A 22,525-nucleotide genomic window follows, 5' to 3' on the forward strand; every position below is an offset into this window, starting at 1 on the left:
TTAACATAAAAAAAAACCCTCATTTCTAATTGAACTGAGGGTTTTTTTATACCTTTTTTTCTTATATTTGTTTTTAAAAATATATAATTTATGTACGAATTTATTCAAAAGTTTCATTCTGGCTGGGCTTATCTGGCTCTTTTAGTATTAGTAATTGCAGTGGTTAACTCGGTAATCGGTTTAGTGTCTAAAAAAGAATTTACTGCCAAAGACAGAAAAATTGCCCTTTTCGGATTGATAGGAATACATACTCAATTATTAGTTGGATTGATTCTGTATTTTGTTTCCCCTCTTGGCTTAGCTTCTCTTGGACAAATGTCAGATAAAATGCTACGATTAACATCAATGGAGCATCCATTAATTAATATTATTGCAATTGCTTTAATCACCATTGGATGGTCTAAACATAAAAAATTAGCAACATCTGAATCAAAATTTAAAACATTTACCATCTTTTATGGTTTGGGATTAGTACTTATTTTAAGTAGAATTCCATGGTCAATGTGGTTATAATAAATTGTAAAAAGTCCTAGAAATAGGACTTTTTTTATCTAGGTACAGTTTTTGTACAGATGGAGTCCAAATAAAAAGTTACAAATGAGAAAATCAATTACCTTATTTTTTTTACTGTCAATAGTTGGTTTTGCTAGCAGTCAAAGCACAATTGCAGATAAAATAAAAGTAAGCTTGTCAAAAACAGCTGTTCAAAAGGATACGGTCAAAAAGAATAAGTCTCTTATTGTTCAACAGCAAATTGTCAAGGACACTTTGGCAGAAGAAAAAGAAATACTAAAATTAAAATTTTATAAAAAAAATGCTCATGCGTCTTATTACGCTGATAAATTTCATGGTCGAAATACAACCAGTGGTATAAAATACAATAAAGAAAAATATACTGCGGCGCATAAAAAATTTCCTTTTGGAACCAAATTAAAAGTGACCAATCAGATTAATGGGAAATCAGTAATAGTAGAAGTTAACGATAGAGGTCCATTTGTGAAGGCAAGAGAAATTGATTTGTCAAGAAAAGCCTTCATGGAAATTGCCAATAACAAAGGAAGTGGAGCGATGACAGTGACTATCGAAGAGATTGTTAAATAATTATTGCCAAGTGCCGAAGGGACTTATGCTCAAATAAGAATTGTAATAACGCTTGTCGTTGGTGACTTCGGTTCCAAGCCAGTGCGGTTTTTCAAAAACTTCAGTTTCTGATCCTAGTTCTATTTCGGCCATAATCAGGCCTTGGTTCTCACCATAAAACTCGTCTACTTCATAAGTGTGGCTGCCTACTTTTACCTCAAAACGGGTTTTGTCAATGATGCCTTTTTCGCATAAAAGCAATAATTTTTCGGCTTCGTCAACTGGGATTTCCTTTTCCCATTCAAAACGGGACATGCCTGATTCGTTTGAGCTGCCTTTTATGGTTATATAAGCCTTGTTTCCCTTTATTCTTACGCGAACTGTTCGTTCCGGAACAGCGCTCAAATAACCTTGCTTAATTCGATTCTGAGAGAAGGCTTCTTTTTTAAATTGGTCTGAAGTAACCAGGAATTTGCGTTCTATTTCTATCATTTCGTATGGTATTTTTTGTTTGGAGCTATTTCCAGCTGTCTGCTATATCTTTCTTGTCCGGAACTTATTTTAGAGTCCTGAAACAAGTTCTGGACAAGAAAGGATGCCGCTTCCATCTGGGCTAATTGCGATGTTCAAATGTATCAAATATTTTAACTTCAAGGACCCTGATTTTATGTAAAAGCAGTTTAAATTTGTACTATGAACGAAATGAATAGCAATAGGAAAATCATACACATTGACATGGATGCTTTCTATGCTTCGGTGGAGCAAATGGATAATCCAGAGTTGCGTGGCAAGCCTATTGCCGTAGGCGGTTCAGAAAATCGAGGTGTAGTTTCGGCAGCAAGTTATGAGGCTCGAAAATTTGGCGTCAGAAGTGCGATTAGTGGTGTTTTGGCCAAGAAATATTGCCCGGAACTGATTTTTGTTAGTCCCAGATTTGATCGTTACAAAGAGATTTCGGCTAAAATTCATAAAATTTTTCGAGACTATACTGATTTGGTGGAGCCGCTTTCACTTGATGAAGCTTATCTGGATGTGACTCAAAATAAAAAGGGGAATCCCAGTGCCAGCTTGTTGGCCGAAGAGATTCGAACACGAATTTTTAACGAGCTTGGTTTGACGGCCTCGGCTGGAATATCAATCAATAAGTTTGTGGCCAAAATCGCCAGTGATTACAACAAACCCAACGGTCAAAAGACTGTCAATCCGGATGAAGTAATCGCTTTTTTGGAAGAATTACCTATTTGCAAATTTTATGGTGTTGGTAAGGTTACGACCGAAAAAATGTACCAATTGGGCATTTTTAGCGGTTTGGAATTAAAAAGTAAATCACAGGAATTTCTGGAGAAGCATTTTGGAAAATCCGGAAGTTTCTATTACAATGTCGTTCGTGGAATTCATAATAGCGAAGTCAAGTCGGACAGAATTACAAAATCAGTTGCGGCTGAACATACTTTTGATGTTAATCTTTCTTCGGAAATATTTATGGCTGAGCAATTGGAAAAAATTGCAAATACTTTAGAAAGAAGACTTAAAAAGCACCGTGTTTCCGGAAAAACGGTTACCTTAAAAATTAAATACAGCGACTTTAGTCAGCAAACCAGAAGTAAAACCCTGCCGTATTTTATTTCGGATAAAGGATTAATTTTTGAAACCGTCAAAGAACTTTTGTATCAGGAACGGATGAAAGATTCAGTTCGTCTGCTGGGGATATCGATGAGTAATTTGAATACCGAGGTAAAAAAAGCAGTTGTCGTGCAATTGAAGTTTGCTTTTTAATTAAAAAAACAAAACCCTTCTAAGAAAGAAAGGTTTAGTAATAAAAGTATGTTTTAAAAGAAATTAGTCTTTGCTGGACAGTTTAGAAAGCAATCGTAAGAATTCGATATACAACCAAACTAAAGTAATCATTAAGCCCATAGCAGCAAACCATTCCATGTATTTAGGCATTTTTTCTTGAACTCCTTTTTCTATTCTGTCAAAATCAAGGAATAAGTTCAAAGCGGCTATTATAATTACAAATACACTGATTCCTACACTCATCATTGAGTTGCCATGGTGTACAGGTTGAAAGCTAGTAAACATGGAAACAATCCAAGAGATTAAATAGTAAGTCGCTATAGCAAGTGTTGCTGCCACAACAACAGATTTAAACTGTTCTGTTACTTTTACTATTTTAAATTTATACAAACCTAAACAAACCGCAAATGTTACAAAAGTAGCTCCAACTGCCTGTATCACAATTCCGGGATACATGGCTTCAAAAATAGCAGAGATTCCTCCTATGAACAAGCCTTCAAATAAGGCATAGCCAGGAGCTAAATAGGAAGAATATTGTGGTTTGAAAGCTGAAATAAGTACTAGAATCAATCCTACGATGGCGCCTCCAATAGTTGGAATCATTGCGTTGATGCCATTAAATGCCATCCACCAAGTTACCATGGCTGAGGCCGTAAGCAAGAGGAACAATAATAAGGTTTTATTGATGGTTCCTGACAAAGTCATTTCCTGATTATAGTCAATAATGGAAGCATGATGCACTTCGTCTTTTCTGGTGGCAGATGTTGCCGAAAAAGATTTATTGTTTAAAAAAGGGTTTTTTGATTCGAAATTCATAATGAAGGGTATTAATTTTTTATCAAAGATAAATGAAAATAAATTAGTACAAAAAAACCGTCTCGTTAAAATGATTAAGAGACGGTTTAAATATTTGTTAAAAATCTTAGCTATTCAATTTCAGAAACTCTCATGGTGTTTACCATTCCTTTTTCTTTAATAGGCATTGCTGCAAGATTGATAAGGAAGTCACCTTTGGTCACATATCCTTTTTGTTTAGCGATTTCATTTACGTCAGTTACAGTATCATCGGTACTTACTATTTTGTCATAATAATAGGATTTTACTCCCCATAATAAGCTTAGTTGCGTAAGGATTCTTTTGTTTGATGTAAATACCAAAATGTGAGCTGAAGGTCTCCAAGCCGAAATTTGGAAAGCGGTGTAGCCACTGTTAGTTAAAGTACAAATTGCTTTTGCTTGAATGGCATTGGCCATCATGGCGGCATGGCGACAGATTGTTTTAGTGATAAAACGTTTTGTTCTTATTTGTGGTGTGTTTTGAGGCACTTGGATTAGCGGAGAATCTTCAACTGCTTCAATGATTTGTGTCATTTTCTCAATTACTTGTACCGGGTAGTTTCCAGTAGCGGTTTCTCCTGAAAGCATTACTGCATCAGCACCATCCATTACCGAGTTGGCTACGTCATTCACCTCTGCTCTTGTAGGAGTAAGACTTGTAATCATGGTTTCCATCATTTGCGTAGCAACAATAACCGGAATACGGGCCATTTTTGCTTTGCGAATCAATTCTTTTTGAACTAATGGTACTTCATGTGCAGGAAGTTCAACTCCTAGGTCACCACGTGCTACCATCAAACCATCGCAATAAGCTACGATTTTGTCCATGTTTTCTAATGCTTCAGGCATTTCGATTTTCGCAACAATAGGAATTTTATGTTCAGAGTGTTCTGCAATTAAGTCTTGCAAGTCTTTTAAATCTTGTGGTGTTTTCACAAAAGAAAGTGCGATCCAATCTACCTTTTGTTCTATGGCAAATATGGCGTCTGCAATATCTTTTTCTGTCATTGCAGGAAGTGATATTTTAGTGTTAGGAAGATTTACCCCTTTTTTAGATTTTAATTCTCCACCTTGAATTACTCTTGCAATTACTTCGGTTTTTTTATCAGTTTCAACAATTTCGAAAATAAGTTTTCCGTCGTCTAATAAAATTCTTTCTCCTGGATTAACATCATTAGGGAAGTTTTTGTACTTCATGAATACTTTTTCTGCTGTACCAATTATGTCTTCGGCAGTAGTAAAAGTGATTAAATCTCCGTCATTAACTACAACGCCTTCATTCATAACTCCCACGCGAAGTTTAGGTCCTTGTAAATCACCAAGTATTGCTGTTGTATATCCGTACTCTTCGTTAAGTCCTCTTATGATTTTAATTTTCTCTTTAACATCAGAATAGTCTGCGTGAGAAAAATTAACTCTAAACACATTTACACCTGCATCAATCATGTCTTTTATCGTCTCTCTTGTGCTACATGCAGGTCCCAGTGTGGCTACAATTTTGGTTTTTTTGTTTGTAATCATTTTATTTTAAAAAATTAAATTGTTTTTTGATCTTATCTGATCGATGTCTACGGTATAAACTGTAGATATACTATCAATGGTATTTAATATTGTTTTTATTTTTGATACTTCTATCGCATTGTCGGTGTTTTCAATTTTTAAAAAGAAATCTGCTTTTTTAAATTCCGGGAGTAAATAAACTTTTGTCGCAATTCCCTGAGTTAAATCTGAGAATAGATTTTGGTCAGCATCTTTTTTTTGTTGAGAAACCTCATTTTTATTTTGAATTAAATTCCAAGAAATGGCATTTTCAGAGTCGTAATAATAAAATCGGGAAAAATTTGTTTCTCCTTCTTTTATGTTGATTTGAATCTCATCCTTACTCTTGCTTAAATTTATCGGAAGATTTTGATTGATGAAATAGGCCAATCGATAATCTTCTAATGAAGTATGAATCGCAATCAGATGATAATCTATTTCGTCAAATTCGCCAAGATCTAATTTATGAATAGCCATATTCATTAAAAATAAAGGTGTAAATATAGTGTTTCTAACGAAGTGTTAGGCTGGTAAAATGTAATGATTTAGTTAATTTATGAACGAAAACGTTGTAGTTTTGAAGAAATTAGTGTTATTTCTTATCCATTTTTTGTTGAAATGCAAAATAGGCGCGTTGGGATGCTTTTTCTTCTGCTTTCTTTTTTGATGTAGCCCTGGCTTTTGCAATTACTTTATCATCAATACTGAGTTTGACTCCAAATAAACGTTGGCCATCTATGGCGTTATCCTCGAAAATATCGTAGTGAAATATTTTTTTCTCCTTTTGACACCATTCAATTACGAGACTTTTGTAGCTGATCACTTTTCCTTCTAATCTGGAAATGTCTACATAAGGGATGATTACTCTTTTTTGAATAAATTTTTCACAAAAGTCATAGCCTTTATCCAGATAAATTGCACCTATGAGTGATTCAAAGATATTACCGTGAATGTTTTCGCCAAAATGCTGAACAGGAACTTTACTTTCGATAAATCGGATTAGATTTAAATCTTTACCCAGTTCATTCAGATGCTCCCTGCTTACTATTTTCGAACGCATCTTGGTGAGGTAGCCTTCGTCACCAAGCGGTGCTTTGTTGAACAGGTGTGCTGCAATTACAGCGCTTAGCATAGCGTCTCCCAAAAATTCTAAGCGTTCGTAATTGATTGGGTTTCCTTCCTCGTTGAGTTTGTTAGAAGAGCGGTGTGTAAAAGCTTTTCGATAATGATCGATATTTTTTGGGGGGAAACCCAGTATTTTGTGGATAGAATCAAAAAAAATCCCGTCTTCTTGAGAACGGGATTTTGAAAATATTTTACTTAATATACCCATATGGAATTACAGCTCTAATTTTTTTACCAATACGCAAGCATTGTGACCTCCAAAACCAAAGGTATTACTCATCACAACATTCATATCTCTTTTTTGAGCTACATTAAAAGTGAAGTTTAATTTTGGATCAATATTTTCATCATCAGTAAAATGATTGATTGTAGGAGGAACTATTCCGTGTTTCATAGAAAGAATAGCTGATATGGTTTCAACTGCACCAGCAGCACCTAATAAGTGACCTGTCATGGATTTTGTTGAATTCAAATTCATAGTATAAGCATGCTCTCCAAAAACATGTTGGATTGCTTTAGATTCTGCTAGATCACCTAGAGGCGTTGAAGTTCCGTGCATATTTACACCGTCTACGTCTGTTGGTTTTAAACCGGCATCTCTCAAGCAGTTTAGCATAACATTTTTAGCGCCCAAACCTTCTGGATGGGGAGCTGTTATGTGATGTGCATCTGCTGACATTCCGCCACCGCCAATTTCGCAATAAATTTTTGCGCCACGAGCTACGGCGTGTTCGTATTCTTCAAGGATAAGTGCGCCTGCACCTTCACCCAGAACAAATCCGTCTCTGTCTTTATCCATTGGTCTGGAGGCAGTTTTTGGATCATCATTTCTGGTTGACAGTGCATGCATGGCGTTAAATCCGCCCATTCCGGCTATAGTTACTGCGGCTTCAGATCCGCCTGTTACCATAACATCGGCATGTCCTAATCGGATATAGTTGAACGCATCAATGATTGCATTTGTAGAGGAAGCACAAGCTGAAACGGTTGCGAAATTTGGACCTCTAAAACCATATTTAATGGAGATGTGTCCGCAAGCAATATCCGAAATCATTTTTGGGATAAAGAAAGGATTGAATTTAGGAGTACCGTCACCGGCAGCAAAATTCAACATTTCTATTTGAAAGGTTTCTAATCCACCAATTCCTGATCCCCAGATTACTCCGGCTCTGTCTTTGTCTAATTTTTCAAGGTTGAATCCTGCATCAAGCACCGCTTCTTCAGATGAAACCATGGCATATTGTGCATAACGGTCCATTTTTCTGGCTTCTTTTCGATCTAAGAAATCTTCTACATTGAAATTTTTCAATTCACATGCAAAATGAGTTCTAAACTTTGAAGCATCAAAATAAGTTATTGGAGCTGCTCCACTAACGCCATTAATAAGGGCGTTCCAATATTCTTGAATATTATTTCCAATAGGAGTAAGAGCACCTAAACCTGTTACAACAACTCGCTTTAATACCATAACTTATGTATTTTGTATCTTTAAACAAATAAAACCCACGTTTACTTTACTGTAATTCTACAAAAAAGCCGTGGGTATTACATTATAAATATCTTTTTGATTGAATTACAATCTCGAATTTCATATTTAAAAATAAATAATAACACTCGCTTACAAGGAAGCAAGCGAGTGTGTATTTATTATTTTTTAGCTTCTTCGATGTAAGAAATAGCTTGACCAACAGTAGCAATGTTCTCTGCTTGATCGTCTGGAATTTGAATATCAAATTCTTTTTCGAATTCCATGATAAGCTCAACAGTGTCTAATGAGTCAGCTCCTAAATCATTAGTGAAGCTTGCTTCTGTTACAACTTCGTTTTCGTCAACACCTAATTTGTCTACGATAATCGCTTTTACTCTTGATGCAATGTCTGACATAATCTTTAATTTTAGAATTTATTTGTTGGCAAAAATAAAAAACTTTATTTTAAAACAACCAATAAGTTGATAAATGTGACAACTAATTTATAAAATATATTTCAACAAAGACTTCTGAACGTTATTTATTTTCATTTTTTATTCCGTTTTTTGCGTAAATAAAATCGAGTTGATTATGAAAAAAATAGTGATTTTTGCTTCTGGATCTGGCACTAACGCTGAGAACATTATACAATTTTTTGATGCAAATGAATCAGTAACAGTAGTTGCTGTTTTTACAAATAATGCTGCGGCCAAGGTGATCGAAAGAGCCAGTAAATATGAGATTCCTGCAGTGATTTTTTCTGAAGAAGAATTGAATAAAGGTGATGTGTTGCAAAAAATAAACGAAATTCAGCCTGATTTAATCGTCTTAGCTGGTTTTTTGTTGAAATTTCCAGAGCATATCATAATAGATTATCCGGACAGAATTATCAATATTCATCCCGCATTATTACCTAAATATGGAGGAAAAGGAATGTATGGGATGAATATTCATAAGGCCATTGTTGAAAATAAGGAGAGTGAAACGGGGATTTCTATTCATTATGTGAATGAAAATTATGACGAAGGAAATATTATTTTTCAAAAAAGTATTGCTTTGTCAGCAGAAGATACGCCGGAAATAGTGGCGGCAAAAATTCATAAATTGGAGCAAAAATATTTTCCGGGTGTTATTGCTGGTTTGCTTGTTTAATTTCCGGATTTAATTTACAAATAAATAAGAGTTAATTATCTAATATGAGTCACGACGTACATATATATACTGATGGAGCTGCAAAAGGAAATCCAGGAAAAGGCGGTTATGGCGTTGTTATGGAAAAGGTAGGCAATCCTTATAAAAAAGAATTCTACGAAGGATTTCGTTATACGACAAATAATAGAATGGAACTTTTGGCTGTAATTGTAGGTCTTGAAAAATTAAAAAATCCCAATACCAAGGTTTTAGTGGTATCGGATTCCAAGTATGTTGTTGACTCAGTTTTGAAAAAATGGGTTTTTGGATGGGAGAAAAAAGGTTTTTTAGGGAAGAAAAATCCCGATTTATGGAAGCGTTTTCTTGTAGTTTATAGAAAACATCAAGTAGATTTTAAATGGATAAAGGGACATAATAACCATCCGCAAAACGAAAGATGCGATGAATTGGCGGTTATGGCTACTCAAAGTCCAGCTCTTTCTATAGATGCTTTTTATGAGAAGGAGGAAGGGAAAATTTTATAAAAACTTTGAGAGTTTGAACCATTGCAATTTTGCAACTTATAGACTACCTTTGCGCCTTAATTCGAAAACCAAAAAATGAACAAATTGCTGATTGTCGGGACTGTTGCTTTCGACGCTATTGAAACTCCTTTCGGGAAAACAGATAAGATTTTAGGCGGAGCCGCTACATATATCGGACTTTCTGCATCTTTTTTTAATTTAAAATCGGCTATCGTTTCAGTAGTTGGCGACGATTTTCCACAAGAACATTTGGATTTATTGGCTAGCAGAAATATTGATATTTCAGGTTTGGAAATTGTAAAAGGAGGAAAAACTTTCTTTTGGAGTGGTCGTTACCATAACGATTTGAATTCAAGAGACACTTTGGTGACTGAATTGAATACTTTGGCTGATTTTCAACCAAAAGTGCCTCAGGATTATAAAGATGCCGATGTAGTAATGCTTGGAAACTTGCATCCATTAGTACAAAGCAGTGTTTTGGATCAAATGGAAATACAACCAAAATTAGTTGTTTTGGATACAATGAATTTTTGGATGGATTGTGCCTTGCCGGAATTATTGGATGTAATAAAAAGAGTAGATGTTATTACCATCAATGATGAAGAAGCGCGTCAGCTTTCGGGAGAATATTCTTTAGTGAAGGCTGCTGCCAAAATTCAGACTATGGGACCAAAGTATGTGGTGATTAAAAAAGGAGAGCACGGAGCATTATTGTTCCATAATAAAGAGGTTTTCTTTGCTCCGGCATTACCATTAGAAGAAGTTTTTGATCCAACGGGAGCTGGAGATACATTTGCTGGAGGTTTCGCAGGATTTATCACGCAAAGCGAAAACATCTCTTTCGAGAATATGAAAAATGCCATTATTTATGGTTCAAATCTGGCTTCTTTCTGTGTGGAGAAATTTGGAACAGAAAGAATGGTTGACCTTGATAAAGAAGAAGTCTTGACAAGATTGAAACAATTCAAGTCTTTGACTCAATTTGATATAACGCTATAAAGTTACAAACCTCGGAAACGAGGTTTTTTTGGTTAATAATCGTGATTTCATATTCTTTTTATAAGAATATATTTTAGTAAACAACAACACAACAAATACAATACAATGAGCGACGCTTTAAAACACGAATGTGGGATAGCCTTAGTTAGACTGCTTAAACCGCTTGAATTTTACAAAGAAAAATACGGAACTGCTTTTTACGGAGTACAAAAAATGTACCTGATGATGGAAAAGCAGCACAATCGTGGGCAGGATGGTGCCGGATTTGCAAGTATAAAACTAGACATGGAGCCTGGAGAGCGGTACATTAGCCGTGTGCGCTCTAATCATGCACAACCTATTCAAGATGTTTTTGCTCAAATCAATGAAAGGATCAATGAAGAAATGGTTTCGCATCCTGAATATGCAGATAATGTAGCGTTGCAAAAGAAAAACATTCCTTACGTGGGAGAAGTATATTTAGGTCACGTTCGTTACGGTACTTTCGGGAAAAATAGCATCGAAAATGTTCATCCGTTTTTACGTCAAAATAACTGGATGCATAGAAATTTGATTGTTGCAGGAAATTTCAACATGACAAATGTTAAGGAGTTGTTTGCTGATTTGGTACGTTTAGGACAGCATCCAAAAGAGATGGCAGATACTGTTACTGTAATGGAAAAAATTGGTCACTTTTTGGATGACGAAGTAACTCAGTTATATAACGATTGTAAAAATGAAGGTTTGTCTAAACGAGAAGCTTCTCCGGTTATTGGTGATCGTCTAGATGTAGCAAGAATTTTACGTCGTGCATCAAAAAACTGGGACGGAGGATATGCTATGGCCGGATTAATAGGTCACGGAGATGCATTTGTTACCCGTGATCCTGCAGGAATTCGCCCAGCTTATTATTACCAAGATGACGAAGTGGTTGTGGTGGCTTCAGAGCGTCCGGTAATTCAAACTGTTTTTAATGTAGATTACGATAAAATACAGGAAATTAAACCGGGTCATGCCATTATAGTTAAAAAAGACGGAACTGTTCTTGATGAGCAAATCCGTGAAGCCTTGCCATTGAAGGCCTGTTCTTTTGAGCGTATTTATTTCTCTAGAGGAAGTGATGCTGAAATTTATCAAGAAAGAAAAGATCTGGGAAAATTGATTTTACCTGCGGTTTTAGATTCAATTGATCAGGACACAGATAACACTGTTTTTTCTTATATTCCAAATACTGCCGAAACTTCTTTTTACGGAATGGTTGAAGCGGCTCAGGATTTCTTAAATAAAAGAAAGAATGATTACATTCTGGCCAATAAAGACACCTTGACAACGGATAGTTTGCAGGAATTACTTTCGGTGAAAATCCGTACCGAGAAAGTGGCAATTAAAGACGCAAAACTAAGAACATTTATTACTGAGGATAGCAGCCGTGATGACTTGGTGGCTCACGTATACGATGTGACTTATGGGGTGATAAAACCTACAGATAATTTAGTAATTATTGATGATAGTATCGTCCGTGGTACTACTCTTAAAATGAGTATCATCAAGATGATGGATCGTTTGAATCCGAAAAGAATTGTCATTGTTTCATCGGCACCACAAATTCGCTATCCGGATTGTTACGGAATTGATATGGCTAAACTGGAAGGTTTAGTGGCTTTTAGAGCGGCTTTGGAATTATTAAAAGAAAGAAATCTATATCATATTGTTGATGAAGTTTATGCAAAATGTAAGGCACAGGAAAACTTTGTAGATACTGAGGTTGTAAATTATGTAACGGCAATTTACGCACCGTTCCAACCACAAGAAGTTTCAGATAAAATTGCAGAAATGTTGAGTTCTCCGGAAATAAAGGCTGAAGTTAAAATAATATTCCAAACCGTTGAAGATCTTCATGTGGCTTGTCCTAAGAATTTAGGCGATTGGTATTTTACTGGTGACTATCCTACTCCTGGTGGAAATAGAGTTGTAAACCGTGCCTTTATGAATTTCTACGAAGGTAAAGATGCTAGAGCTTATTAAAATTGTGTAATTTATCGGTTTTATAAGTTGTTTGTCTTAAATATTTGTTTTGAGCGAATAACTACTATAATTTTGAAATACCATAACATTTAGTAGGTTAAGTTTATGGTAGATTTGGGGCAAAAAAGGTGGAAGAAATTCCACCTTTTTTATTGGAATAAAGTCAAAAAAAATAGACGAACAAACTTAAAGTTCATTCGTCTATTCTCTATATTCTTTGCTCTGGATTCTTTTAAACTATTTCTCTAGAGCGTATCTTCTTGAAACTTCGGTCCAATTGATTATGTTGAAAAAAGCTTCAATGTAATCCGGTCTTCTATTTTGGTAATGCAAATAATAAGCATGTTCCCAAACATCCATTCCAAGGATTGGGGTTCCTCCGCAACCAATACCCGGCATTAGAGTATTGTCTTGATTTGCTGTTCCGCAAACGTCTAATTTTCCTCCTTTGTGAACACAAAGCCAAGCCCATCCAGAACCAAATTGTGTTGCTCCAGCTTTGCTAAATTTAGCTTTGAATTCTTCAAATGAACCAAAAGCACTTTCAATAGCTGCTAATAAATCACCTGTTGGAAGTCCGCCTCCGTTTGGTGACATTACTGACCAATATAAGTTATGGTTGTAAAATCCACCTCCATTATTACGAACGGCAGCGTTTTTCATATCAAGGTTGATCAAGATGTTTTCGATCGTTTTGCCTTCCATATCAGTTCCTGCAATTGCAGCATTCAAATTGGTAGTATAGGCATTATGATGTTTTGTATGATGAATTTCCATCGTGCGTGCATCAATATAAGGTTCTAATGCGTCATACGCATAAGGTAATTGAGGTAGTTCAAAAGCCATGATATAGTTCTTTAATGATTTATAAAATTTATCCAAATTTAAACATTTAACTTTGTAATAGAAAATTCTATTTGGTTATAATTGTATTAATTAAATCGATACAGCGATTATTTATTCTTTTTATTGAAATAAAAATCGGTCTAGGCTGTTTATTTACAGGTGATTGATGAGGCGATTGGATTATATTTAAGATTGTGCCATCGCCATGCAAACAATGCTGATTTTTGTTCCGGGGATTTTCATTAAAGCGCGGCAACATCCTTCTAGAGTTGAACCTGTTGTAATAACATCATCAATGAGGAGATAATGCTTGTGATGGTCTTTTTCGGTAAAAGTAACGTCAAAAATAGTTTCGATGCCTTCGGTTCTTCCTAAAAGATTTTTTTTGGATTGTGTTTTAGAATAGACTGTTCGAATCAAAATGGAATCATTGTAGGTTATATTCAATTCATTTGAAAGTGCGCGGCCAAAAGTGCTAACCTGATTATAGCCTCTTTGGCGGTATTTCTTTTTGTGCAAAGGAACCGGAATTATCACATCTATCTCTTGAAAAACGGAAATTTCTTTTAAATCTTCGGCATACCAGTTTCCCAAAACGGTACCAATTTCCTCATGTCCTTTATATTTTAGTTTATGAATCACTTCTTGTACAATCCCTTTTTTGTGAAAATAAAACAAAGCCGAGGCGTGTTCTATGGGGACTTTTCCGTAGAATTTCTTGAAAGCTTCGTTTTCAGGATTCAAATGATGATTGGTCAAGGGAATATGATGTCTGCAAAGGGTGCAGATTACATTTTCATTTGTCAGTAAAAATGAATTACAGCCGGCACATACCTTTGGAAAGAATAGATTTAAGATGCTTTGGAACATATAATTGCGAATTTATTTATAAAAATATGAAAATCAATGCTTCAAACTTCTCTTATTTCCTTTTTTTTAAGTTCACTTTTTATATTTTTGCATTACTATGGCAAAACAAGAAGATATATTTAAGAATGTAGTTTCGCACGCAAAAGAGTACGGATTTATTTTTCCGTCAAGCGAAATATACGATGGTTTAAGTGCAGTCTATGATTATGCACAAAACGGTGTAGAATTAAAAAAGAACATACGCGAGTATTGGTGGAAAGCGATGGTTCAGATGAATGAAAACATAGTGGGGCTTGATGCGGCTATATTGATGCATCCCACTACTTGGAAAGCATCAGGACACGTAGATGCTTTTAATGATCCATTAATTGACAATAAAGATTCGAAAAGAAGATACAGAGCGGATGTTTTGATTGAAGATTATGCCGAAAAGCTAAATCAAAAAGCAATCAAGGAAATCGAAAAAGCGAGAGTCCGTTTTGGTGAAGCTTTTAACGAAGCAGAATTTGTTACCACAAATGCAAGGGTTGTTGAATACAAAACCAGAGAGAGAGAAATTCTCGAAAGAATGGGACGCTCTTTGGGTAATGAAGATCTGGAAGACGTAAAAGCTTTGATCGAAGAACTGGAAATTGCTTGTCCGGAATCAGGTTCAAGAAATTGGACAGAAGTGCGTCAGTTTAATTTGATGTTTGGCACCAAATTAGGAGCCTCGGCTGATTCTGCAATGGATTTGTATTTGCGTCCGGAAACGGCTCAGGGTATTTTTGTGAATTTCCTGAATGTACAAAAATCAGGGCGAATGAAGGTTCCTTTTGGAATTGCCCAAACTGGTAAAGCCTTTAGAAACGAAATTGTAGCGAGACAGTTTATTTTCCGCATGCGTGAGTTTGAACAAATGGAAATGCAGTTTTTTGTGCGTCCCGGAGAGGAAATGAAGCATTATGAGTTTTGGAAAGAAGCACGTTTAAAATGGCATTTATCGCTAGGATTAGGAAAAGAAAACTACCGTTTTCATGACCATGAAAAACTGGCGCATTATGCGAATGCTGCGGCGGATATCGAATTTAATTTCCCTTTTGGATTCAAAGAATTAGAAGGAATTCACTCCCGCACTGATTTTGATTTGAAAGCACATGAGAAATTTTCAGGTAGAAAATTGCAATATTTTGATGCTGAATTGAATCAGAATTATGTTCCTTATGTAGTGGAAACATCAGTCGGTTTGGATAGAATGTTCTTGGCGGTTTTTGCAACTTCTTTGAAAGAAGAAACTTTGGAGGATGGTTCAACAAGAACAGTTCTTAAATTGCCTTCAGTTTTGGCGCCTACAAAAGCAGCGGTTTTACCATTGGTTAAAAAAGATGGATTGCCTGAGATTGCTCATAAAATTATTGAAGATTTAAAATGGGATTTCAATGTGGCTTATGATGAAAAAGATGCCGTTGGTCGTCGTTATAGAAGACAGGATGCATTGGGAACGCCATTTTGTATCACAGTAGATCATCAAACGATTGAGGATCAAACGGTAACTATTAGGCACAGAGACAGCATGAAGCAAGATCGCGTAAAAATTAGCAATTTGAAATCTATTATAGATGATGAAGTTTCGATGAAAAATTGGTTGATGAAAATGTAATTAGTTTTTTTGTTTATATAAGAAAAGCTTTCCGTTTTTGGAAAGCTTTTTTTTTTAGAATGACTTCAAATAAATTTTATACACTTAATTTAGAGTTCTTTTTAAATAAATATTTAGGTCTTTTATCGGGTTTATTTGCAGTTCATCTCAATGTATCAACATTTGTTATGAACATATTAACAACTAATAAGGAGAAATGGTTAAATGCTTATTTTTAGAATGTTAAATAAGAGCGTTTTATGTAATTTTTTGCGCTTTTGTTTAATTAGTTTCCCAAAACTACCACAATTGCTTAATAATTTAGAGTATGCTTTACTTTGGAAATCTAATGTAATGGCTAACAATTCTAGGAAAAGCCACTGATGAATTATTCGTACATTATTATTGACGACGATCAAGAAAGTGTTTTGAAGACGAAAGCCATTGCTGACAGTTTTTCGGAGCTTACTTTTGTGGCATCGGCACATAATTATGCGGAAGGCTTAAATCTTATCTTAGAACACACTCCGGAACTGGTTTTTCTGGAAATCGACCCAGCTGACAAAAATAGCTCACTGTCTTTGGTTTTGATAAACGAGTTGCACCGCTATTTAAAAGTAATTCCTAAAATCATCGTCACCACTACGAAAAAGGATTTGGCTTTTGAAGCCATACAATATAATGTGACCGAATACCTGTTGAAACCATTGGTGCGAATTGATTTTATCAAGATCATCTTGAAACTAAATAAAAATGCAAATCAAAAGGAAATGACTCTGATGCAGCCTGAAGAAGTGCTTCAAGAAGAAAAACCAAATCCTGTTTTACATCATGAAACTTTAAGTAAACAAAAACCTCTAATATTATGTATAAAATCTTACGGGGACTACAGGTATATTGACGCTAGGGATATTTGTTATTTGCAGGCAGATAATAATTCAACCGACATTCATCTAAATAGTGGCGAAATGGTCACCGCTTTTAAGACACTGAAGCATTTTGAGAGCGCTTTGTCTTATCCTTTCATTCGAATTCACAACAGTTATATCGTAAACTGCAATTATATTTCTAGAATTCATACTGGAAATGCGGTCTGTTACATAAAGAATACCGCCACAAAACTTCCCTTTTCTAAATCTTATAAGGTAAATATCGACCTGATTATTTCTGAAATTTCCAATGGGAATTACTTAGAAATTTAAAAAACATCCATCTACCCTGATTTGAAGGCTATCCACTATCAGATGCCTGTATTCTACCATATAGGCCTGTATTTGTAAGAAAAATAAAGATTTGCTATGTAGTTTTACAAAAGAATTCCTGCACAAAAGAATTCTTAAAATAGTGTAAAACAAATTTAAAAACATAAAAATCCCAAATTATGAAAAAATCAATCTTAACAATCGGACTATTTTCTTTAGTAATGATCTTAACTTCATTCACCAGTAATGCAGATATTATTGGTCAAGGAGCTACTGGAGGAAATATGAAAGTAGATATTATCGGTCAAGGAGCTACTGGAGGAAATATGAAAGTGGATATTATTGGACAAGGAGCTACAGGAGGGAATATGAAAGTGGATATTATTGGACAAGGAGCTACAGGAGGGAATATGAAAGTAGACTGATTATTTCAAATTAAATGATTTTTATAATATTTAGGCTATCAATTTTTGGTAGCCTTTTTTATGCTAATAGTTTTATTTTACTATTTTTGGTAAAATTAGAGATCAAGTATTGAAGAAGTTTTATCCGATAAATTTACTATTGCTTCTACTGTTTGTTTTTTTTGGCTGTGCCAAAAAGGATTCAGTTAATAATTCTATTGATTTATCTGAAGATAGCCTATCGGTTTATTTCTCAAAGGCTAATGATTTAAATCTTAGTCGTGATAAAAGACTTTTTTTTAATAAAAAAGCTTATAATATTGTAGTCGGTCAAGAAAATGATTCTCTTAATCGGATTAATCTTTTTAAGGTCGCTAATCGCTATTATAACATCAATGACTGGAAAGAATTTAGTCAAACGGTGCTATTAATTTTAGATAAATCAGAGAGAGCAGAGGACAGTGTAAATATTGGAAAAGCGTATAGTTACCTAGGAGATTATTATGTGTCTCAGATGGTTTCAGATAGTGCGTTTCAGTTTTTTAGCAAGGCAGAAAAAATTTATGATAGGCTAGGAGATGATGTTAATTTGGGGAAAACACTAATAAATAAAGCAAATCTGCAATATAAAGCGGGTGATTTTTTAGGGGCAGAAAATGCTGTTGTTAAAGTGTTGAGAATAATTAGAAAGGAGAAGAATGCCAATAGTATCATGTATGATTCTTATAATCTTCTTGGGTTAATATCTAATGAGTTAGGAGAATATGATAACGCAATTGTTTATAACAATAAAGCATTGGCAGTTATTGATGACGAAATAATACCTGAGGTGTTTCAGTCTAGAGCGACTTCTTATAATAATATTGGGTATCTTTATCTTAGTTCTAAAGAATATTCCCAGGCAAAGAAGTATTTTTTAACAGGATTAGAACAAAACAATTTAAAGGCTCAAAAACCTCTAGTATATGCTATGTTATTGGATAATTTAGCTTATTCTAAATTTAAATTAAAAGAAGATGAGGGGTTGCCGGAATTGTTTTATAAAGCATTGAAATTAGGAGATAGTTTGAAATTAAACTCCTGTATATTTACCAATAAAATACATTTATCTGAATATTTTGCCTCAAAAAAAGATACTACAAAAGCGCTAGAATATTCCAAAGAGGCTCTTTTGCTAGCTCGCAGTACCAATGTTTCCAGAGATATTTTGGTAGCGCTAAAGCAATTGTCAATTATTGAACCAAAAAAAGCCGCAATTTATAATAAGGAATACATTCATATCAATGAAGAACTGCAAAAAGCAGAACGGAAAATGGGCGATAAATTCTCCCGAATTGAATATGAGACGGATGTAATAAAAGATGAGAATACCAATCTTACCGTTCAGAATAGAAATCTAGTTTATATTTTTAGTGGAATAACTATTTTAGGATTGTTTTTATATATTATCAAAGCTCAAAAAGCAAAAAACAGGGAGCTTCAATACAAGCAACGGCAACAAGAAGCTAATGAGGATATTTATAATTTGATGATTTCTCAGCAAAATACCATCGATGTCATTAGAGTAAAAGAAAAAAAGAGAGTGGCTCAGGAGCTACATGATGGAGTCCTGGGAAGGATGTTTGGCGTTCGCATGAATTTAGATGGATTGAATGGGCTTAAGGATGAGATAGCTATCAATCAGAGAATCGGTTATTTGAAGGAATTGAAAAATATTGAGCAGGATATTCGTGAAATTTCACATGATTTGAATAGAGAAAAATCAGAATTAATTAATAACTTCGTCGCCATCGTCGATAATTTATTTGAGGAACAAAGAAGAACATTCCAGTCAAAATTATTTACAAGTATCGATTCTAATATTAAATGGGAGGAGGTAAGCAACTCCATTAAAATTAATATATATCGTATTATTCAGGAATCGCTGCAAAATTGTAATAAATATGCAAAAGCCCGCTCGATTAGAGTCGAGTTGAAAAAAGTGGATGATGATTTGGAATTGACAATAAGCGATGACGGAATAGGATTTAATGCCAATGTAAAGAAAAAAGGTATTGGTTTACAAAACATGCTTTCACGAACAAAAGAATGTAATGGTTCGTTTGAAATAAAATCTAAAAAAGGTGAAGGAACAACCATTACAGTTAGAGTCCCAATCGAACAAAAACAAATAGCTTCATAAAAATGACAATTGCCTCATCTGCCTTAACTAAGATAAAGAACAACATACTAATTGTAGACGATCATCCTTTTATTATACAAGGATACAAAAATGCAATTACGAGATATAAACCGGAAAAATTTGAATTTTTTATTACCGAGGCTAAGGATTGTGAATCAGCATACCAAGTTATTACTAATCCTGAGACTGTTTTTGACATTGCTTTTCTAGATATCAGTATGCCGCCTTATGAGGAAAAAGGGCTTTATTCGGGAGAGGATTTGGCAAAACTCATTCTGGAATCTATGCCGGATTGTAAAATCATTATGCTGACTATGTTTACCGAGTTTTTAAAAATAAAAACGATTATTAAGAACATTAACCCTAGCGGGCTGGTCATAAAAAACGACTTGACATTTGATGAGTTGTTGTTTGCATTTAATAAGGTAATCAGAAACGAAAAATACTACAGTCAATCGGTTCTTAAAATGTTGGAATCTCAAGAACATAGTATTGAAATTGATTTGTTTGATAAGCAAATTTTATTTCATTTGTCCAAAGGAACAAAAACAAAAGACTTGCCTCAGTATATTCCGATATCCTTAAATGCTATTGAAGTAAGAAAGTTAAACCTCAAAGAATTACTGAAAGTAACAGGCGGAAGTGATATTGATTTAGTAAGAGAAGCTAGAAATATTGGGTTGTTATTTTAATGATTAAAAAAAAAACGGCATTTTTCAATGCCGTTTTTTTGTTTCTTATTCTGTCAAAGCATCCCAGCCGCGCGCTTTCAAAGGGATTTTAGTGTTTGCCCGAGTGACTAAATGTATGCCTTCGCTTTCTTGAGTCATGTGTCCAATAATGGAGAAATTTGGATTGCCTTTTATCTTTTCAAAATCTTCCATGGCAATAGTAAAAAGCAATTCATAATCCTCTCCCCCGTTTATGGCAACGGTGGTGCTGTCAATATTAAATTCTTCGCATACATTTATAAACTGCGGATCTAGGGGCAATTTGTCTTCATATAAATTACAGCCCACTTTAGATTGTTTGCACAAATGCATAATTTCAGATGATAATCCATCCGAAATATCAATCATAGAAGTTGGTTTGATCTCTAATGCGTGCAATAAAGTACGCACATCTTTTCGCGCTTCGGGTTTTAATTGGCGTTCGATCAGGTAAGTATAGGCATCCAGATCCGGCTGAGAATTGGGATTTACCTTAAAAACCTGTTTTTCACGTTCCAAAACCTGCAAGCCCATATAAGCAGCACCAATATCTCCGGTCACTACTAATAAGTCGGTTTGCTTAGCGCCATTTCTATAAACGATTTCCTCTTCGTCGGCTTCGCCAATAGCGGTAATACTGATAATTAATCCTTTTTGAGATGAGGTGGTGTCACCGCCTATAACATCTACTTTGTATTCATTGGCAGCATGCGTAATTCCTGCAAATAACTCTTCCAAGGCTTCCAGAGGGAAGCGATTAGAAACAGCCACTGATACCGTGATTTGGGTTGGTTTGGCATTCATGGCGCAAATGTCAGAGAGATTAACAACGACAGCTTTGTAGCCTAAATGCTTCAAAGGCATATATGCTAAGTCAAAATGTACACCTTCAATCAATAAATCAGTAGAAACTACTGCTTTTTTGTCTTTGAAATCCAAAACGGCAGCATCGTCGCCAATTCCTTTTAGGGTCGAAGGCTGGGTAATTTCAAAGTTTTTTGTCAAATGGTCAATTAGTCCAAATTCTCCTAATTGGGAAATACTTGTACGTTGTGGGTTTTTATCTTCGATCATGATTATTTTTAGGAACAAAACAATCGTTCTGTTCGCTTATTTTAAATTAGAAAAGTTTATTTGATTGCAAATATACAAAGAAATATTCGCCTTAAATTGACTGGATTTGATGGATTTTTTGCATCTTTAAGTAGGTAAATGAAGCAAGATGAAAACATTTGATATTGTTACACTCACGGTTAGTCCGGCTTTGGATAAAAGTGCCCATTTCTCAGGATTGGTTCCTGAACAAAAAATGAGGTGCGAAACACCTATATTTGATGCAGGAGGAGGAGGAGTTAATGTGTCTAAGGCGATCTCCAAGTTGGGAGGAACTTCTTTGGCAGTGCTTACTACAGGAGGAGCAACGGGCGAAATGTTGAAAAATATTTTGAAAAGAGACTCCATTCTTTTTGAAGTAATTGAAACGGAAAGTTGGACCAGAGAAAATTTTGTTGCGGTAGATAATTATACCAATTCCCAGTATCGTTTTGTTTTCCCTGCGCCAGCCGTGACGGTTTTCGAAAAGGAGAAAATCAGTTCAATTATTCAAGGACTAAAATCTAATTTTTTAGTCATTAGCGGTGGCTTGAGTGAAGGCTTAGCAGTTGATTTTTATAAGCAAATTGCTGAAACGGCTAAAAAATCAAATTCAAAACTGATAGTGGATACAACTGGTGAGCCCCTTAAAAAAGTATTAGAAACGGGAGTATATCTAATCAAACCCAACGTGGGAGAATTAGCTAAATTAATAGGGGTTGAGCGTCTTGAAATGGAGGAAGTAAAGGACGCAGCCAAACAAATCATTGAAAGCGGTGGAGCCGAAATGGTCGTGGTTTCGCTTGGCCCGCAGGGTGCTGTTTTGGTAACCAAAGATACTGCTGATTTTGTTGCCGCGCCTAATGTAGCAAAGAAAAGTACTGTTGGTGCCGGTGACAGTATGGTAGGAGGAATGGTTTGGGCGCTTTCGCAAAATAAAAGTTTGAAAGAAGTCATTCGCTGGGGTGTGGCCTGCGGATCAGCAGCTACGATGAACGAAGGAACGCAACTTTTTAAACTAGAAGAGGCTCAACGATTGTTTGAATGGCTGAAGGATAAGTAAAACAAAAAAACCTG

At 35.1% G+C, this 22,525-nt stretch carries 23 protein-coding genes; 13 read left to right on the top strand and 10 right to left on the bottom strand.

The features are described 5' to 3' along the window. Positions 1-90: 90 nt before the first annotated feature. Together BUB25_RS04780 and BUB25_RS04785 are read left to right on the top strand one after the other, a co-directional pair. Positions 91-513: a hypothetical protein gene (locus BUB25_RS04780; protein ID WP_072940813.1), complete on the top strand. Its 423-nt coding sequence runs from the start codon at positions 91-93 to the stop codon at positions 511-513. Positions 514-597: 84 nt separating this feature from the next. Beyond that, positions 598-1,101 (top strand): septal ring lytic transglycosylase RlpA family protein, encoded by a 504-nt coding sequence (locus BUB25_RS04785; protein WP_072940815.1) that lies wholly within the window; start codon positions 598-600, stop codon positions 1,099-1,101. Here BUB25_RS04785 and BUB25_RS04790 read toward each other — a convergent pair whose 3' ends face one another. Beyond that, entirely contained in the window at positions 1,102-1,572 is a 471-nt protein-coding gene (locus BUB25_RS04790) for a CYTH domain-containing protein (RefSeq protein ID WP_072940817.1), read from the bottom strand. Between the two features lie 201 nt (positions 1,573-1,773). On the opposite strand from BUB25_RS04790, the gene dinB reads away from it, so the two are divergent. Continuing rightward, entirely contained in the window at positions 1,774-2,856 is a 1,083-nt protein-coding gene (dinB, locus tag BUB25_RS04795) for a DNA polymerase IV (RefSeq protein WP_072940820.1), read from the top strand. Between the two features lie 63 nt (positions 2,857-2,919). Here dinB and BUB25_RS04800 read toward each other — a convergent pair whose 3' ends face one another. The 6 genes from BUB25_RS04800 to BUB25_RS04825 all read right to left on the bottom strand — a co-directional run bounded on the left by BUB25_RS04800 (position 2,920) and on the right by BUB25_RS04825 (position 8,261). Beyond that, complete coding sequence (locus BUB25_RS04800) at positions 2,920-3,693, bottom strand: Bax inhibitor-1/YccA family protein (protein WP_072940824.1); 774 nt, start codon at positions 3,691-3,693, stop codon at positions 2,920-2,922. Positions 3,694-3,803: 110 nt separating this feature from the next. Beyond that, on the bottom strand, positions 3,804-5,234 hold the full coding sequence (gene pyk / locus BUB25_RS04805) for a pyruvate kinase (RefSeq protein WP_072940828.1): 1,431 nt from the start codon (positions 5,232-5,234) through the stop codon (positions 3,804-3,806). Positions 5,235-5,240: 6 nt separating this feature from the next. Beyond that, a complete protein-coding gene (locus BUB25_RS04810; RefSeq protein ID WP_072941072.1) occupies positions 5,241-5,729 on the bottom strand; it encodes an IPExxxVDY family protein in 489 nt (162 codons plus the stop codon). Between the two features lie 115 nt (positions 5,730-5,844). Beyond that, positions 5,845-6,585, bottom strand: a complete 741-nt coding sequence (rnc, locus tag BUB25_RS04815; protein WP_072940831.1) for a ribonuclease III — start codon at positions 6,583-6,585, stop codon at positions 5,845-5,847. 6 nt (positions 6,586-6,591) lie between these two features. Continuing rightward, a complete protein-coding gene (gene fabF / locus BUB25_RS04820; RefSeq protein WP_072940834.1) occupies positions 6,592-7,845 on the bottom strand; it encodes a beta-ketoacyl-ACP synthase II in 1,254 nt (417 codons plus the stop codon). A gap of 179 nt (positions 7,846-8,024) precedes the next feature. Beyond that, the gene (locus BUB25_RS04825) at positions 8,025-8,261 is read right to left on the bottom strand and encodes an acyl carrier protein (protein ID WP_007137004.1); all 237 of its coding nucleotides are present in this window, start codon (positions 8,259-8,261) and stop codon (positions 8,025-8,027) included. Positions 8,262-8,436: 175 nt separating this feature from the next. Here BUB25_RS04825 and purN point away from each other — a divergent pair, with 175 nt between their 5' ends. The 4 genes from purN to BUB25_RS04845 all read left to right on the top strand — a co-directional run bounded on the left by purN (position 8,437) and on the right by BUB25_RS04845 (position 12,524). Then, positions 8,437-8,997 (top strand): phosphoribosylglycinamide formyltransferase, encoded by a 561-nt coding sequence (purN, locus tag BUB25_RS04830; protein ID WP_072940837.1) that lies wholly within the window; start codon positions 8,437-8,439, stop codon positions 8,995-8,997. Between the two features lie 44 nt (positions 8,998-9,041). Next, the gene (rnhA, locus tag BUB25_RS04835) at positions 9,042-9,521 is read left to right on the top strand and encodes a ribonuclease HI (RefSeq protein ID WP_072940840.1); all 480 of its coding nucleotides are present in this window, start codon (positions 9,042-9,044) and stop codon (positions 9,519-9,521) included. Positions 9,522-9,596: 75 nt separating this feature from the next. Continuing rightward, a complete protein-coding gene (locus tag BUB25_RS04840; protein ID WP_072940843.1) occupies positions 9,597-10,520 on the top strand; it encodes a PfkB family carbohydrate kinase in 924 nt (307 codons plus the stop codon). Positions 10,521-10,625: 105 nt separating this feature from the next. Next, positions 10,626-12,524, top strand: a complete 1,899-nt coding sequence (locus BUB25_RS04845) for an amidophosphoribosyltransferase (RefSeq protein ID WP_072940847.1) — start codon at positions 10,626-10,628, stop codon at positions 12,522-12,524. 237 nt (positions 12,525-12,761) lie between these two features. Here the strand turns inward: BUB25_RS04845 and BUB25_RS04850 are convergent, their stop codons facing one another. Both BUB25_RS04850 and BUB25_RS04855 read right to left on the bottom strand, forming a co-directional pair. Then, positions 12,762-13,370: a superoxide dismutase gene (locus BUB25_RS04850; protein WP_072940850.1), complete on the bottom strand. Its 609-nt coding sequence runs from the start codon at positions 13,368-13,370 to the stop codon at positions 12,762-12,764. Between the two features lie 186 nt (positions 13,371-13,556). Continuing rightward, positions 13,557-14,240, bottom strand: a complete 684-nt coding sequence (locus BUB25_RS04855; RefSeq protein WP_072940853.1) for a ComF family protein — start codon at positions 14,238-14,240, stop codon at positions 13,557-13,559. A gap of 97 nt (positions 14,241-14,337) precedes the next feature. On the opposite strand from BUB25_RS04855, the gene BUB25_RS04860 reads away from it, so the two are divergent. The 5 genes from BUB25_RS04860 to BUB25_RS04885 all read left to right on the top strand — a co-directional run bounded on the left by BUB25_RS04860 (position 14,338) and on the right by BUB25_RS04885 (position 20,338). Continuing rightward, positions 14,338-15,879: a glycine--tRNA ligase gene (locus tag BUB25_RS04860; protein WP_072940856.1), complete on the top strand. Its 1,542-nt coding sequence runs from the start codon at positions 14,338-14,340 to the stop codon at positions 15,877-15,879. A gap of 362 nt (positions 15,880-16,241) precedes the next feature. Beyond that, positions 16,242-17,060 carry a LytR/AlgR family response regulator transcription factor gene (locus BUB25_RS04870; RefSeq protein WP_072940863.1) on the top strand — a complete coding sequence of 273 codons (819 nt, stop codon included), beginning with the start codon at positions 16,242-16,244 and terminating at the stop codon, positions 17,058-17,060. A 179-nt stretch (positions 17,061-17,239) separates the two neighbouring features. Next, on the top strand, positions 17,240-17,485 hold the full coding sequence (locus tag BUB25_RS04875) for a 3-oxoacyl-ACP reductase (RefSeq protein ID WP_072940867.1): 246 nt from the start codon (positions 17,240-17,242) through the stop codon (positions 17,483-17,485). A gap of 109 nt (positions 17,486-17,594) precedes the next feature. Beyond that, entirely contained in the window at positions 17,595-19,646 is a 2,052-nt protein-coding gene (locus BUB25_RS04880; protein ID WP_072940870.1) for a tetratricopeptide repeat-containing sensor histidine kinase, read from the top strand. A gap of 2 nt (positions 19,647-19,648) precedes the next feature. Then, positions 19,649-20,338, top strand: a complete 690-nt coding sequence (locus BUB25_RS04885; RefSeq protein ID WP_072940872.1) for a response regulator — start codon at positions 19,649-19,651, stop codon at positions 20,336-20,338. A 45-nt stretch (positions 20,339-20,383) separates the two neighbouring features. On the opposite strand, the gene thiL is transcribed toward BUB25_RS04885, so the two are convergent. Further along, on the bottom strand, positions 20,384-21,430 hold the full coding sequence (thiL, locus tag BUB25_RS04890; protein ID WP_072940875.1) for a thiamine-phosphate kinase: 1,047 nt from the start codon (positions 21,428-21,430) through the stop codon (positions 20,384-20,386). Positions 21,431-21,578: 148 nt separating this feature from the next. Between thiL and BUB25_RS04895 the strand changes: the two genes are divergently transcribed. Further along, the gene (locus BUB25_RS04895; protein WP_072940878.1) at positions 21,579-22,511 is read left to right on the top strand and encodes a 1-phosphofructokinase family hexose kinase; all 933 of its coding nucleotides are present in this window, start codon (positions 21,579-21,581) and stop codon (positions 22,509-22,511) included. The last annotated feature ends 14 nt before the right edge of the window (positions 22,512-22,525 follow it).

This window comes from Flavobacterium granuli, from assembly GCF_900129705.1.
Classification (GTDB): Bacteria; Bacteroidota; Bacteroidia; order Flavobacteriales; family Flavobacteriaceae; genus Flavobacterium; species Flavobacterium granuli.

Bases quoted from the DNA above. Each gene is read 5' to 3' on its own strand.
- BUB25_RS04800 (WP_072940824.1), bottom strand. From the start codon at position 3,693: ATGAATTTCGAATCAAAAAACCCTTTTTTAAACAATAAATCTTTTTCG.
- BUB25_RS04850 (WP_072940850.1), bottom strand. From the start codon at position 13,370: ATGGCTTTTGAACTACCTCAATTACCTTATGCGTATGACGCATTAGAA.
- BUB25_RS04855 (WP_072940853.1), bottom strand. From the start codon at position 14,240: ATGTTCCAAAGCATCTTAAATCTATTCTTTCCAAAGGTATGTGCCGGC.
- BUB25_RS04790 (WP_072940817.1), bottom strand. From the start codon at position 1,572: ATGATAGAAATAGAACGCAAATTCCTGGTTACTTCAGACCAATTTAAA.
- BUB25_RS04840 (WP_072940843.1), top strand. From the start codon at position 9,597: ATGAACAAATTGCTGATTGTCGGGACTGTTGCTTTCGACGCTATTGAA.
- BUB25_RS04870 (WP_072940863.1), top strand. From the start codon at position 16,242: ATGAATTATTCGTACATTATTATTGACGACGATCAAGAAAGTGTTTTG.
- purN (WP_072940837.1), top strand. From the start codon at position 8,437: ATGAAAAAAATAGTGATTTTTGCTTCTGGATCTGGCACTAACGCTGAG.
- fabF (WP_072940834.1), bottom strand. From the start codon at position 7,845: ATGGTATTAAAGCGAGTTGTTGTAACAGGTTTAGGTGCTCTTACTCCT.
- BUB25_RS04810 (WP_072941072.1), bottom strand. From the start codon at position 5,729: ATGGCTATTCATAAATTAGATCTTGGCGAATTTGACGAAATAGATTAT.
- BUB25_RS04780 (WP_072940813.1), top strand. From the start codon at position 91: ATGTACGAATTTATTCAAAAGTTTCATTCTGGCTGGGCTTATCTGGCT.
- dinB (WP_072940820.1), top strand. From the start codon at position 1,774: ATGAACGAAATGAATAGCAATAGGAAAATCATACACATTGACATGGAT.
- BUB25_RS04845 (WP_072940847.1), top strand. From the start codon at position 10,626: ATGAGCGACGCTTTAAAACACGAATGTGGGATAGCCTTAGTTAGACTG.
- thiL (WP_072940875.1), bottom strand. From the start codon at position 21,430: ATGATCGAAGATAAAAACCCACAACGTACAAGTATTTCCCAATTAGGA.
- rnhA (WP_072940840.1), top strand. From the start codon at position 9,042: ATGAGTCACGACGTACATATATATACTGATGGAGCTGCAAAAGGAAAT.
- BUB25_RS04895 (WP_072940878.1), top strand. From the start codon at position 21,579: ATGAAAACATTTGATATTGTTACACTCACGGTTAGTCCGGCTTTGGAT.
- BUB25_RS04825 (WP_007137004.1), bottom strand. From the start codon at position 8,261: ATGTCAGACATTGCATCAAGAGTAAAAGCGATTATCGTAGACAAATTA.
- BUB25_RS04860 (WP_072940856.1), top strand. From the start codon at position 14,338: ATGGCAAAACAAGAAGATATATTTAAGAATGTAGTTTCGCACGCAAAA.
- BUB25_RS04885 (WP_072940872.1), top strand. From the start codon at position 19,649: ATGACAATTGCCTCATCTGCCTTAACTAAGATAAAGAACAACATACTA.
- BUB25_RS04785 (WP_072940815.1), top strand. From the start codon at position 598: ATGAGAAAATCAATTACCTTATTTTTTTTACTGTCAATAGTTGGTTTT.
- pyk (WP_072940828.1), bottom strand. From the start codon at position 5,234: ATGATTACAAACAAAAAAACCAAAATTGTAGCCACACTGGGACCTGCA.
- BUB25_RS04875 (WP_072940867.1), top strand. From the start codon at position 17,240: ATGAAAAAATCAATCTTAACAATCGGACTATTTTCTTTAGTAATGATC.
- rnc (WP_072940831.1), bottom strand. From the start codon at position 6,585: ATGGGTATATTAAGTAAAATATTTTCAAAATCCCGTTCTCAAGAAGAC.